The 13463-nt window shown below is 67.5% G+C and carries 12 protein-coding genes; 3 read left to right on the top strand and 9 right to left on the bottom strand.

Features of this window, described 5'->3' with window-relative positions:
- The first annotated feature begins 31 nt into the window (after nt 1-31).
- A complete protein-coding gene (locus QE395_RS03025) occupies nt 32-769 on the top strand; it encodes a pteridine reductase (RefSeq protein WP_306987522.1) in 738 nt (245 codons plus the stop codon).
- A gap of 189 nt (nt 770-958) precedes the next feature.
- Here the strand turns inward: QE395_RS03025 and folK are convergent, their stop codons facing one another.
- Nucleotides 959-1444 carry a 2-amino-4-hydroxy-6-hydroxymethyldihydropteridine diphosphokinase gene (gene folK, locus QE395_RS03020; RefSeq protein WP_306987521.1) on the bottom strand — a complete coding sequence of 162 codons (486 nt, stop codon included), beginning with the start codon at nt 1442-1444 and terminating at the stop codon, nt 959-961.
- 84 nt (nt 1445-1528) lie between these two features.
- Between folK and QE395_RS03015 the strand changes: the two genes are divergently transcribed.
- Entirely contained in the window at nt 1529-2266 is a 738-nt protein-coding gene (locus tag QE395_RS03015) for a 20S proteasome subunit A/B (RefSeq protein WP_306987519.1), read from the top strand.
- Nucleotides 2267-2316: 50 nt separating this feature from the next.
- Here the strand turns inward: QE395_RS03015 and QE395_RS03010 are convergent, their stop codons facing one another.
- From QE395_RS03010 to QE395_RS02995, 4 genes are all read right to left on the bottom strand, one after another.
- A complete protein-coding gene (locus QE395_RS03010; RefSeq protein ID WP_306987517.1) occupies nt 2317-3837 on the bottom strand; it encodes an ATP-binding protein in 1521 nt (506 codons plus the stop codon).
- A gap of 3 nt (nt 3838-3840) precedes the next feature.
- Entirely contained in the window at nt 3841-4281 is a 441-nt protein-coding gene (locus tag QE395_RS03005; protein ID WP_093533528.1) for a response regulator, read from the bottom strand.
- Nucleotides 4278-6098, bottom strand: coding sequence for an ATP-binding protein (locus QE395_RS03000; protein WP_306987516.1), 1821 nt, complete (start codon nt 6096-6098; stop codon nt 4278-4280). The genes QE395_RS03005 and QE395_RS03000 overlap by 4 nt, the downstream gene beginning before the upstream one ends.
- 188 nt (nt 6099-6286) lie before the next feature.
- Nucleotides 6287-6664, bottom strand: coding sequence for a BON domain-containing protein (locus QE395_RS02995; RefSeq protein ID WP_068854035.1), 378 nt, complete (start codon nt 6662-6664; stop codon nt 6287-6289).
- Nucleotides 6665-6835: 171 nt separating this feature from the next.
- On the opposite strand from QE395_RS02995, the gene QE395_RS02990 reads away from it, so the two are divergent.
- Nucleotides 6836-7879 carry an oxidoreductase gene (locus QE395_RS02990; RefSeq protein WP_306987515.1) on the top strand — a complete coding sequence of 348 codons (1044 nt, stop codon included), beginning with the start codon at nt 6836-6838 and terminating at the stop codon, nt 7877-7879.
- Nucleotides 7880-7881: 2 nt separating this feature from the next.
- Here the strand turns inward: QE395_RS02990 and gnd are convergent, their stop codons facing one another.
- From gnd to QE395_RS02970, 4 genes are all read right to left on the bottom strand, one after another.
- Entirely contained in the window at nt 7882-8787 is a 906-nt protein-coding gene (gnd, locus tag QE395_RS02985) for a phosphogluconate dehydrogenase (NAD(+)-dependent, decarboxylating) (RefSeq protein WP_210131078.1), read from the bottom strand.
- A gap of 3 nt (nt 8788-8790) precedes the next feature.
- The gene (locus tag QE395_RS02980; protein ID WP_306987514.1) at nt 8791-10077 is read right to left on the bottom strand and encodes a hypothetical protein; all 1287 of its coding nucleotides are present in this window, start codon (nt 10075-10077) and stop codon (nt 8791-8793) included.
- Between the two features lie 13 nt (nt 10078-10090).
- Nucleotides 10091-10783 (bottom strand): DUF2242 domain-containing protein, encoded by a 693-nt coding sequence (locus tag QE395_RS02975; RefSeq protein WP_249833128.1) that lies wholly within the window; start codon nt 10781-10783, stop codon nt 10091-10093.
- 116 nt (nt 10784-10899) lie between these two features.
- Nucleotides 10900-13077 (bottom strand): carboxy terminal-processing peptidase, encoded by a 2178-nt coding sequence (locus QE395_RS02970; protein WP_184125654.1) that lies wholly within the window; start codon nt 13075-13077, stop codon nt 10900-10902.
- Nucleotides 13078-13463 lie beyond the last annotated feature (386 nt).

Here is a 13463-nt window from a genome sequence, read left to right as displayed (position 1 = left end):
GCACAGCATAGCCGAGCAGGAAGGAGCCCCGATGACCGCCACCACACCCGTCGTGCTGATCACCGGCAGCGCGCGCCGGATCGGCGCCGCCATCGCCCGCCAGTTCCATTCCTGTGGCTGGTCGGTGGTGCTGCACGCACACACCTCCACCGCCGAGCTGCAGCAGATGGCCTTCGACCTGGACATGCTGCGCCCGGGCAGTGTGCTGGCCCTGCAGGCCGACCTGCGCGACGCCGATGCCCTGCCCGACCTGATCGAACAGACCGTGGCCCAGTTCGGGCGGCTGGATGCGCTGGTCAACAACGCTTCCAATTTCTACCCCACCCTGCTCGGCCAGATCACCGCCGACCAGTGGGACGACCTGTTCGCGGTGAACGCCCGCGCGCCGCTGCTGCTGGCCCAGGCCGCCGCGCCGCAGCTGCGCCGCCACCAGGGCTGCATCGTCAACCTCACCGACCTGCACGGCACCCAGCCGATGCGTGACCACCCGGTCTACGCCGCCGCCAAGGCCGCGCTGGAAATGATCACCCGTTCGCTGGCGCTGGAACTGGCGCCGAAAGTCCGGGTCAACGCCGTGGCGCCGGGCGCGATCCTGTGGCCCGAACAGGGCAAGGACGATTTCGCCCAGCAGGCGCTGCTGGCACGCACCCCGCTGGGCCGCACCGGCACGGTGGAGGAGATCGCCGAGGCCGTCTACTGGCTGGTCAACGACGCCCCGTTCGTGACCGGGCACACGTTGCGGGTGGACGGCGGGCGGATGTTGACGTAATGCGCGCCGTTGGTCGATTGATCCCGATCCCAATGGGCCCCTAACGGTTCGTAGCCCCGGCCGTTGGCCGGAAACCGCGCGCAGCGCGGCCCAAGCGCCCGGAGCCGGTCACCCGATGGTTATGGCAAACACCCCGGCGTGTACACGTTCCGAAGCCCCGCTTTTGGCGACACCCGCCATTTGACGCTGTCACCCCAGTTCAACGATCTCGAACGCGTCGTCATGTTGCCGATGCCCCCGCCACAACGTGGCCAGGTCCAGGCCGCTGACCGGGTCGATGAAGTCCGGCGCGATATCGGCCAGCGGCTTGAGCACGAACGCGTGCTTCAGCTCCGGCCGCGGAATCCGGAGGTGCCCCGGGCCTTCCACGATCAGGTCCCCGTAGAACACCACGTCGATGTCCAGCGTACGGTCGCTGAAACGCGGCCCGCTGCGGTCACGCCCATGGGCGTCTTCCACGGCATGCAGCCACCGGTCGAGGTCCGCCAGTGGCTCATCGGTCTCGATCGCCACCGCGTTGTTGAGGAAGGCCGGGCCATCGAAGCCCACGGCGGCGGTGCGGTAGGCGGGGGACACCCGGATATCGCCGAAACGCCCGCGCAGCGCGGCCACCGCAGCGTGAAGATGCTGCTGCGGTTGCAGGTTGCTGCCCAGGCTCAGGAGCACAGTGGTCATGGTATTCAGCGTACGGGGGGCGAATCCACACGGGGCCAACAGGGGCTCCGCATAGAATCGGGGTGCACATCATAGGACACCGACATGACCTATTGCGTCGGCATTGCGGTGGACGAGGGCCTTGTCTTCGCCGCCGATACCCGTACCAACGCGTCGCTGGACGACGTACGCGTGCACCGCAAGCTGCACGAATTCGAATTTCCGGGCGAAGCGGTCTTCGTCATCATGGCCGCCGGCAACCTGGCCACCACCCAGCTGCTGATCTCGCGGCTGCACCGCGACGTGGAGGAACAGCGGCCGGAAAACCTGCGCGCCTACCGGCACCTGTTCGAGGTGGCCGAGTACGTGGGCCGGGTGCTGGTGGACAGCCAGGTCAAATGCAGCAATCCCGAACACGGCCATGACGGGGTCAACACCCAGGCGACCCTGATCCTGGGCGGCCAGGTCGGCGGTGAACACCCCGGGATGTACATGATCTACCCGCTGGGCAACGCGATTGCCGCCTCGCCGGAAACGCCGTTCCTGCAGATCGGCGAATCCAAGTACGGCAAGCCGATCCTGGACCGCATCATCCGCCCGCAGACCCGGCTGGACGATGCCGCGCGCACGGCAATCGTGTCGCTGGATTCGACCATCCGTTCCAACCTTTCCGTGGGCCTGCCGGTCGACCTGGTACTGCTGCGCGCTGGCGACCTGCGCATCAGCCACCGCATGCGCCTGGCCGGCGACAGCCCGCTCTATGCCGAGATCCACGCGAACTGGTCGCGGCGCCTGGAGCATGCCGTGGCCAGCCTGCCCAGTTTCCCGTGGGAAGATGCGTAGATACCGACCGTTGGTCGGTATTCCCCAGCGTCACGACCAACGGTCGTGACCTACCGCGTGAACGCCAGCGCCTCGGCGACCGAGCGGAACACCTGCTGCATTTCCAGGGGCTTGCGCAGCACGTGGACCTCGACGCCCTTGGGGAACCGCTCCAGCGGCACCGGCACGCCATCCTCTTCCAGCACCAGCGCCGGGCCGCGGTAGCCCAAAGTGGCCATCTCATCGAGCAGGTGGCTGGCTGAAAGCAGCTTTGCCCCGGCATCGGCGATCACCAGCGCCGGCATCGCCTCCTGCTGCATCCAGCGCAGCGCAGCGCCGCCATCGGAGGCCAGCTGCAGGTGATACCCCTGGCTGGACAAGGCATTGCCCAGCAGCGACAGCCGGGTGGCTTCGCCATCGACCACCAGGATCGACTGCCCCGCACCCGCCGCTACCGGCTGTGCCTGTGGGGCCGCATCGACAGGCGCCTGGCGCATCGGCAGCCGCAGTTCGAACCGGCTGCCCACGCCCGGCGTGCTTTCCACCCGGATGCTGCCCTGGGCGCCTTCGATGATGCGCTTGCAGGAGATCAGGCCCAGCCCCGTGCCGTTGACCTTGGTGGTGAAGAACGGGTTGAACAGGTGCGCCAGCACCTCGTCGCTCATGCCCACGCCCTCGTCGGTCACCGAGATGTGCAGCCAGTCCTGGCCATGCGCATCCGGGGCCGCCGCCGCGCGCAGGGACAAGCGCCCGCCATTGGGCATGGCCTGGATCGCGTTGAGCGCCAGGTTCAACAGCACCTGCTGCAGCTCGGTGTAGTTGGCATCCACCGCCAGGGCCGGGTCGTCCACCTCCAGGTGCAGGCTGACCCGCGCCGGGAGGGTGCTGCGCAACAGCAGCTCCATTGCTTCGAACAGGTGGGCGATCTGGATGCGTTCGCTTGGTGTGCGCGAGCCGCGCACGAAGGACAACATCGACTCGGCCATCTCGTGCCCGCGCCGGCCGCATTCGGCGATCACATCGGCCAGGTGGTGCAGCTGCGGGTCGTCGGTACGCGCCTTGAGCAGCTCCGGCATGATCAGCAGCGGCTGCAGGATGTTGCGCAGGTCGTGGCTGAGCCCGGCGGCCAGCAGCGACAGGCTTTCCAGTCGCTGCGCGCGCATCAGCTCGGCTTCCACCCGCTGGCGGTCGATGGTGCCGCGCGCCTCGCGCACGGCCCGCGCCACCGCCGACGGCAGCCGCGCCGGCTGGTGCTTGATGATGTAGTCATTGGCGCCCTGGTGCAGGGCGGCCACGGCGTTCTCTTCGCCAATCGTGCCCGACACGAAGATGAAGGGCACGTCCGGATGCCAGCCGCGCACGATCTCCAGCGCCTGGTTGCCGGAAAACCCGGGCATGGCCAGGTCCGACAGCACGATGTCCGGCGCGAAGCGCAGCAGCGCATCGCGCAGTTCGGCGGCGGTCTCCACCCGTTCGAAGCTGGCCTCCAGCCCCGCGTCGAGCATCTGCCCGCACATCAGTTCGGCATCTTCCGGCGAGTCCTCGACCAGCAGGATGCGCAGGTGTCCCAGCGGTGGCCCGGTCAGCGGCATGGGTTACTCGACCTCCGGGGCCTGGTTGATCAGCGCCCAGAACTTGCCAAGTGTCTGCACGGCGCCGAAGAACTGGTCCACGTCCACCGGCTTGACCACGTAGGCATTCACGCCCATGTCCCAGCTGCGGGCCAGGTCGCTCTCCTCGCGCGAGGAAGACAGGATCACCACCGGCAGGCGCTTGAGCTCCTCGGTGTCGCGGATGCACCGCAGCACTTCCAGCCCATCCATGCGCGGCATCTTGATATCCAGCAGCAGCACCGCCGGCAGCCCTTCTTCGCGGTTGGCGAAGGCGCCGCGGCGCAGCAGGTAGTCCATCGCTTCCACGCCATCTTCGACGTGCACGATAGGGTTGGCCAGGCGCGCTTCCTTCAGCGCATCGATGGCCATTTCGGCGTCGGCGGGGCTGTCCTCGGCAAGCAGGATGGTGCGGAGAGCGGTCATGCGGCAGGGCCCTTGTTGAGTGCGTCGAGAGAGGAAGGCAGCAGGAAATGGAAGGTGGCGCCCTGGTCCAGCGCGGCTTCGGCCCAGATCCGGCCACCATGGCGGGTGAGTACGCGGCGCACGCTGGCCAGTCCGATGCCGGTGCCGGGGTAGTCGCTGGCCTTGTGCAGGCGCTGGAATACGCCGAACAGCTTGCTGGCATAGGCCATATCGAAGCCGGCACCGTTGTCGCGCACGCTGAACAGATGGCTGCCGTCGGGCTGCCGCGCGTAATCCACCTCGATCCGCGCCGGGTGCGCGTTGGCCGAATACTTCACCGCGTTGCCCAGCAGGTTCAACCAGAGCTGCCGCATCATGTTGTCGTCGGACACGAGGATCGGCAGCGGGGCGATCTTCCATTCGATGCGCCGCGCCACGCCGGTGGCTTCGCTATCGCTCAGCACATTGGCATCGAGTAGTGCGCGGGTATCGGCCACCAGCGACTGCATGTCCACCGCCTGCAGGCGCATCGCCGCCCGGCCGAGCCGCGAATACACTAGAAGGTCGTCGATCAGTGTCGCCATCCGCCGCGCCGAGCCGGCGATGACGTCAAGGTAATGCCGCGATCTCTCGTCTACGCTTTCGCCCAGGTGGCGCGCCAGCTTGTCCGAGAAGCCGGCCACGTGACGCAGCGGCGCGCGCAGGTCGTGCGATACCGAGTAGCTGAAGGCCTCCAGTTCGCGGTTGACCTCCGACACCTGCTCCACCTTGCCCTCCAACTGGCGGTTCAGTTCTTCCACGCGCTGCTGCACTGCGCGCTGCACGGTGACATCGGTGATCGTCATCAGCACCACTTCGTCATCGCGGTCCGGCAACGGCATGCGGCGGGCGTTGATCAGCATGGTGCGCACCTGGTCGTCGTCGGTGCGCTGTTCGTGTTCGAAATCCCACAGTTCGCGGCCGCGCAGCAGCACGTCCATCAACCGCTGGCGCACGGCCGGGTCGCTCCAGGCGCCCCCGCCGACGCTGTCGAGCGCACGGCCGTCGGTGGTCCCGTCGTCGTCCAGGCCATACAACTCGGCGAACGCCGGGTTGTGCAGCTGGACCCTGAGTTCGCGGTCAAGCAGCACGATCGGCTCGCGCACGGTATGCAGCACGGAGGCGGCGCGCGCCGAAGCGCGCCGGCTGGCACGCTCTGCACGGGCGCGGTGCAGCATCTGCCGGTGCAGCAGCCACAGCACCAGCCCGAGCAGCAGCAGCTGCACCACCAGTGCGGTCCATGACACCAGTTCGCCCTGCCGCTGCTGCTGGGCGAACTGGGCCGAGCGTTCGCGCAGCAGCGCCTCCTCGCGGTTCTGCAGTTCCTCGATGAGGCCGCGGATCGGGTAGCGCGTGGTGAGATCCTGGACCAGCTGGCGCTGGTCGTCTTCCGGCCCCGCGCTGGCCAGGTCGCGGGCCACTTCCATGCGCCGCTCCAGCAACGACTGGATGCGGCCGATGCGCACCAGCTGCTCGGGGTTGTCGCGGGTCAGTTCGGTCAGTCGCGCCAAATGCTGCGGGATGAAGCGGGCCTGCCCCAGTCGCTCGCGCAGGCCCGGGGCATCGATGCCCCGGGACATGGTCAATGCAGCGGACTCCACGTCGCGCACATCGGCCTGCAACTGGTACACCGCCACGCCGACGTCCTGGGTGTGGGTCACCCAGCGCATCGCATCGAGGTTCTCCCCGGAAAGTTTGCGCAGCGTCAGCCATGGCACCACGATGATGGCGACAGCCGCCAGCCCGAGGGCCGGCAACCGCCAGCGGTCCCAGAGTTCATCACTGAAAACCAGTGCCATAGCCCCTCGTCAGCCTGCATGTTCCCCTTCCCCGCACGGTGCGCCCCCGTCTCCAGGAGGTGCGCCGAATGGGGCGACGTCCTGAATATACTCCACACCAACGTGAATACGCGGGAGGACCGGACAGGGAACCCGCGCAAAAAAAAGGCGCGCCCGAAGGCGCGCCCCGTGTTCATGACAGCAGCGGATCAGCGCTTGGCAGCGGCCGATGCAACCGTCAGCGCGCTGGCATCCACCTTGGTGACGCCCTTGACGGCCTTGGCCTTGGCAATGGCCTTGTCGTGCTCGGCCTTGGAATCCACGGTACCCGACAGCGAAACCACGCCGTTGACCGTCTCGACCTTTACTTCGGTGCCGGACACGTTCTTGGTGGTGAGCAGCTCGCTCTTCACCTTGGTGGTGATCCAGGTATCGGAGGCCGGCTCGGACGACTCATGCGTATCCGCGTGCGTCATGGCAGTCTTGTCGGTGGTCTTCGGCGGATCCTTGGCCATTGCCGCCGAGGTGCCCAGCAGCATGCCGAAAGCGAGCGAAGCAGCAAGCAGATTACGGGTAGTGTTGGTCATGTGCGGTGTCTCCCTGGTTAGTGGGCCCAGTGTCGGCTGCGATGCGTGGACAGCACGTCGCTGCAAGATCACGTTGCCGTGAACCGGTCAGGTTCAATCCCAACAGTTCAGGTTTCCCGCACTGCATCATTTGCAATTATTCTTATCCAAGGCAACACGGCAGGTACGCACATGGCGACGATCGCACAAGTGGGATTGATCGGATACGGGCTGGCTGGAAGCGTTTTCCATGCGCCGCTGATCCAGCACACGCCGGGCCTGGCGCTGCACAGCATCGTCAGTTCGCAGCGCGAGCGGCTGCTGCGCAGCTTCACCGATGTGCACATCCACGCGGATGTGGCGCCTCTTCTGGCCGACCCGGCGGTGGACGCGGTGGTGATCGCGACGCCCAATGAACAGCACGCCCCCCTCGCGCTGGCGGCATTGCGTGCAGGCAAGCACGTGCTGGTCGACAAACCGTTTGCGTTGAGCGCGGCCGAAGCGGTGGCGGTGGTGGATGCCGCGCGCGACGCGGAGCGCGTGGTGTGCGTGTTCCAGAACCGCCGCTGCGATGCCGACTTCCTCAGCCTGCGCAGTGTGCTGGCGTCCGGTACGCTGGGCCGCGTTGCCGAATGCCATTCGCACTTTGACCGCTTCCGCCCGCAGGTGCGCGATCGCTGGCGCGAGAGCGATGCACCCGGCAGCGGATTGTGGATGGATTTGGGCCCGCACCTGCTGGACCAGATGCTGCAGCTGTTCGGCTGGCCCGAAGCGATCAGTGCCGACATCACCGCGCAGCGCGACGGCGCGCGCAGTGATGATTATTTCCATGCGGTGCTGCATTACCCCGCGATGCGCGCGATCGTGCACGCCGGTTCACTGGTGGCCGCGTCGGCGCCACGGTTTGCCGTGCACGGCAGCACCGGCAGCTACCTCAAGGAAGGCCTGGATGTGCAGGAAGACCAGCTGCGCCAGGGCATCGCCCCCGGCGCGCCGGGCTGGGGCCTGGATCCGCAGCATGGGCTGCTGGTGCAGGTGGATGCCGAAGGAAAGGTACATCGGCAGACCGTGGACAATGCCGTCGGCGACTATCGCCGGTTCTACGCCGCGTTCCGCGATGCGATGCTCGGCGAGGGCGAAGCGCCAGTCAGTACTGAAGAAGCATTGCAACTGATGCGGCTGCTGGAAGCAGGCCGCGAAAGCGCCGGCAGCGGCCGGCGCGTGGATCTTCGGTAAGGTTATTCCTTGACCATCGCGTGGCCGCCGAACTGGTTGCGCAGTGCGGAGAGCATGCGGTCGCTGAAGGAATTCTTTTCGCGTGAGCGCAGCCGCTCCAGCAGCGACAGGGTGATCACCGGGGCGGAGACGTCCAGGTCGATCGCTTCAGCCACCGTCCAGCGGCCTTCGCCGGAATCGGGCACGAACGGCGCGATACCGTCCAGCTGCGGGTTGCGGGACAAGGCGTCGGCACTCAGGTCCAGCAGCCAGGACCGCACCACGCTGCCGTGCTGCCAGGCCGCCGCGACCTGGCCCAGGTCAAGGTTGAATTCGGTCTTGCGCTGCATCAGCGCGAAGCCTTCGGCATAGGCCTGCATCATTCCGTACTCGATGCCGTTGTGGACCATCTTGCAGAAATGCCCGGCTCCGCTCGGCCCCGCGTGGACCCAGCCGCGATCCTCGGCCGGGGCCAGGGTGCGGAAGATCGCACCGACGCGCTCGACGGCCGCCGCATCGCCACCGATCATCAGGCTGTAGCCTTCCTGCAGGCCCCACACCCCGCCGCTGGTGCCGCAGTCGAGGTAGGTCACGTCTTCTTCCAGCAGCTGCGTGGCGCGGCGCATCGAATCCTTGTAATACGAGTTGCCGCCGTCGATCACCACGTCACCTTCGGACAGGTGCGGCGACAGCGACGCCAGGGTCTGGTCGACCACCTCACCGGCGGGCACCATCAGCCAGACCACGCGCGGCACCGACAGCTTCGCCAGCGCTTCGGCCGCCGTTGCACTCACGTCGAAGCCGCGCGCGGCGGCACTGGCTCGGGCCGCTTCACCGGGGTCCACGCCGATCACGCGGTGGCCGCCGCGGTGCAGCCGCTCGGCCATGTTGGCGCCCATGCGCCCCAGTCCAATCATTGCAATTTCCATGTCTCACCTTTGCTCGGTTTGCGAATGTGTCGACGCTGCCGCGCACTGCTGGAGCCGTGACTGGATCCAGCGGTGGTACAGCGTGGTATGCAGGTTGTGCAGGCCCAGCTCGAACGCGAACGGCGTGCGCGGATTGCGGTCGAGCAGGCGTGCGATGTGATAGCCCACGGGACGTATACCGCGTGGGTGCACATAAATCACGAACTCCCGGTAGAACGGATCGTCCAGCAGCGCGTCCAGTTCAGCCAGCAGCGGCTGTTGGCTGGCCGGCAGCGCCGCACGCAGGGCCGGGTCGCGCTCGAACAGCAGGCGCTCGAACCGTCGCAGCCCGGGCCCGGGCATGCGGCTGGCCAGCTCCCAGATGCGGCGGTTGGTGCGGTCGTAATGGGCGAAGCCGCCGTGCTCGCGCAACGCCTCGGCCGCACCCGGGCCGACGTCGACGATCACGAAGTTCTCGGCCTGGTTGTTGATGTCGTCCAGGTACACTGGATCGAACACATGTTCGATGAAGCCGGGGGCGCCCACGAACGCCTGGCGGCCGCGCTGCGAGGTGCGCACGGCCTTGCCATCGGCGAAGAAGTCGCCGGCGTGATGCCCCAGCAGGATGCTGTCGGTGTCGTGCAGGGTCAGGAAGGTGCCGATGGACAGTTCGCCCGGGGTGAACGCCGCATCGAACGCCGCATCGCCATACAGCTCGCGCTGGGTGGCCAGCTGCGCCACCTGCCGGCCCACCCCGCATTCACTGCGCACCCGGCCGTCATAGAACGCCTGCACGGCCGCGCTGTTGGATCCGTGCGGCTGGTAACCGCGACCGAAGCTGCGAAAGCCCTGCCAGCCCTGCGCCCGGGCACCGCCGGGGCCGAAGCCGATCCAGCCCAGCTGCAGCGCCGAGAACCGGTAACCGGGGTTGTCCTGCAGGCGCGTGGCGGCGCGGCGGGTAGCCTTGCCCAGCTCGAAGGCGTAGGCGCACACGGTCGCCGGATCGTCCAGCAGCGTCTGGAGGAAGCGCTCGCGCTGCGGGGCGGTCCAGGCACGGGGCAGCTGCACGCGCAGATCGCCGGCAGCCTGCGCCTGGGGCAGGTCGGCCCGTTCGCAGACGGGGCCACCATGCACGCGCGGCGTGGCAATGTCGGCGTCCTGGAGCTGCCAGCCGAGTCGTTCGATCAGCCGTTGCACGCAGGCGCCCGGGTCCGTGCGAGCTTCCGCCGCCGGAACCAGGCCCATCACCGCGGTCAGCAGAACGCCCGCTGCGCGCAGCCTGCGCGAGGGATGACGGCCCTTGCCCGGCATGCTTCGCGCCCGCTCAGTGCGCGTCGTCTGGCGTATCGCTGGCGGGAACCGGGGGTGGCGCCGGCGTCGGCGTGGCAGGCGCTGCGGGGACCGATGCAGGAACCGGAGACTGCGCAGGCTCGGGAACCGGCGTCACCGGCGGCGCCGGGGCCGGCGGAACCGGCGCGGCTGCCGGCTCCGGGGTGCTGGCCTTGGCCGCCGGCAGGTACTGCTGCAGGCGGGTGAAGAAGCGGCGGTAGAAGTCGCCGTCCTGCACGGTGCTGCTGGCCACCTTCACCAGCGAATCGTCGTTGCTGCCGAACGGCAGCGACACCGAGCCCAGCGCGCCCACGCCCACACTGGCCGAGGTGGGGCTCTTCTTCAGCGCATAGCGGTCCTGCACGGCACTGACGAACACCAGTGCTTCGTCGCCCCGCGCGGCGCAGGAAATGCGCAGCACCAGCTGCTCGTGCGAGTCCTCGGTCGGCTGGAAGTTCTTGTTCGCTTCCACCGCGTCGGCGTCGGCACGGGCGATCGCATAGCCTTGGCTGAGCAGGGTACGTCGCGCGGCTTCGCAGGCCTGCGCCGGCGTGCCGGGAACGGTACGCGAGTAGGTGTCGCCCGAATCGAAGGATTCGCGCAGCAGCGTGCTGTCGGCGGCCTTGCCGCCGCAGGCGGACAGGCCAAGGGCCAGCAGGCCGGCCGGGAGTGCATGGGACAGCCGCATGGGCGCTCCTGCAGGAGGATGATTGCGCAAGCATAGGCCCGGCGGCGTATGCGTGGGGTCTAAAAGCAAAGGGCCGGCGTTTCCGCCGGCCCCTCGTTTTCACTTGATTCACCCGATCAATCGGCCCAGCGGCCTGCGGCGGTCGACTGCGGCAGCACCTGCGCCGACAACGGGCGGTCTTCGGCCAGCAGGTTCACCGCGTCGGCCAGGATCGCGGCGGACTCGCGCAGCAGCGGGTCCGGGCGCTTCTCGGCGGCCTTCTCGCGGGCAGCATCCTTGACGATGTCGCGCTCGTTGCCGGTCAGGCCATCATCGTTGCTGTCATCGGCCAGCGGGTCCAGGTCCAGGCCCAGTTCCTTGCGGGTGGCCTGGCGCTGCTTGCGCTGGGTTTCCTGGCGCTCACGCTCGGTGCGGCGCTCGGCCTCGTTGAGCGAGATGTACTTTTTGGCCGCTTCGGTGCGGAACTGCTCCACGTCCTCGTTCCACCACTGGAACTCCTTGTCGGAGGCGATGCGCGAGGCATGCAGGGTTTCCAACTTGGGCAGCAGCGGGCCGAAGTTGCCGTACTGGGTGTGCGGCACGGCGGCGATGCGGGTCCAAGGCAGCGCGTTGTCGTAAGTGCTTTCGCCGTACTCGCTGGCATCCACGCTGGCCGGGAAGGCCAGGTCCGGCACCACGCCCTTGTGCTGGGTGCTGCTGCCGCTGACGCGGAAGAACTGCGCGATGGTCAGCTTCACCTGGCCGAAGCGCTGGGCTTCGCCACTGGGCCAGCGGTCCAGGTCCACGATGTTCTGCACGGTGCCCTTGCCGAAGGTGGTTTCACCAATGACCAGCCCACGGCCGTAATCCTGGATGGCACCGGCGAAGATTTCCGATGCCGAGGCCGAACCGCGGTTGATCAGCACGGCCAGCGGGCCGTCCCACGCCACCGCTTCGCTGCGGTCGTTGTTGACCGTGACGCGGCCACCGGATTCGCGCACCTGCACCACCGGGCCCTGTTCGATGAACAGGCCGGTCAGCTCGATGGCTTCATCCAGCGAACCGCCACCATTGTTGCGCAGGTCCAGCACCACGCCATCGAGCTTGTCGTTCTTGAAGCCGGCCAGCAGCTTGGCCACATCGCGCGTGGCCGAGGCGTAATCGGTCGCGTTGCGGCGGCGGCCTTCGAAGTCCTGATAGAAGGTCGGCAGCTTGATCACGCCCACCTTGCGCGCCGGCGCCCCATCCTTGGCCGGGATGGTCAGCGTTTCACCCTTGGCGGCCTGTTCGGCCAGGCGCACCTTCTGCCGGGTCAGCACCAGCATGTGCGGCTTGCCGTCCACGCCCTCTTCAGCCGGAATGAATTCCAGCCGCACCTGGGTGTCCTTCTTGCCGCGGATCTTGGCCACCACGTCGTCAATGCGCCAGCCGATCACATCCTCGACCGGACCGGACTTGCCCTGGCCCACGCCCACGATGCGGTCACCGGGCTTGAGCGTGCCGTTCACCGAGGCCGGCCCACCGGCGATGATCTCGCGGATCACCACCATGTCGTCCTGGCGCTGCAGCTGCGCGCCGATGCCTTCCAGCGAGAGCGACATGGCCTGGTTGAAGTTCTCGGCCGTGCGCGGGGTGAAGTAATCGGTGTGCGGATCAACGGCGCTGGTATAGGAGTTGAGGAAGAACTGGAACACGTCCTCGCCCTTCAGCTCATTGACCGACTTCTCCAGCTGCGCATAGCGCTTGTCCAGCGTCTTGCGGATGTCGGCCGGCTGCTTGCCGGCCAGCTTCAGGCGCAGCCAGTCATTCTTCACCGACTTGCGCCACAGGTCATCGAGTTCGGCGCTGCTGGCGGCCCACGGCACGTCCTTGCGGTCGTACTCGAAGCGCTCATCGCTGCTGAAATCGAAATCCTGCTTGAGCAGCTTGCGCGCGTAACCCACGCGCTCGCCCACCCGCTGTTTGTAGACCGCAAACACCTGGAACGCCGGCTCCAGCTCGCCGCCGCGGATGGCCGACGAAATATTCGATTCGAACGGGGCGAACCTGGTGATGTCCGCCTGGGTGAAGAACTGCTTGCTGCCGTCGAGCGATTCCAGGTAACGCTTGAACACGTCCTTGGAGGTCGCCGCATCCAGCGCGCGCGGCCGGTACGCATAGCGGCTGTCCGACAGCAGCCCGTACACCAGCTTGGAGGTCGTCACCTGGTCGGCCGTGGCCGCCGACGGCAGGGCCGGCGAATCGGCATAGGCAGCCAGCGCCAGCGGCGCGGTCAGCGCCAGGGCCATCAGGAATGCGGGGGCTTTGAATTTCATCGACTTGCTCATGGCACCTTGCCAACGGGGAGACTGCGTGCGGATCAGACCACACGACAGTGCCGAAAGTTGCGGGGTTTGTCATCCACCGCGTCAGAACGCGGATTTCCAGCCTAAACGCGGGGCTGTATCAAATTGTGAATGACGCGGAATTGCTGCTGGGAACGGGGTTTACGCGCGAAACCGAGCGGCGGCCTGGCCCTTTCGGCGGTCGGCAGGCATTCAGGCCGGAGCAGCTTCACGGTCTTCGATCAGGTCCATCGCGAGCGTTGAGGGCCCCGCCGCGGCCGGCAGGCCCCTGTGCAAATGTCCCCCGGCGGTCGCCCTGCGGCGACGGCCTCCTCCTTTACTTTGCCAGGAGCCTGCCGGCCGCGACGGGGCTCGGC

Origin of the sequence: Stenotrophomonas sp. SORGH_AS_0282 (assembly GCF_030818125.1) — a bacterium.
GTDB lineage: Bacteria > Pseudomonadota > Gammaproteobacteria > Xanthomonadales > Xanthomonadaceae > Stenotrophomonas > Stenotrophomonas rhizophila_A.
The sequence above is the reverse complement of the archived record's forward strand: the minus strand, read 5'-3'. Positions and strand labels throughout refer to the sequence as shown.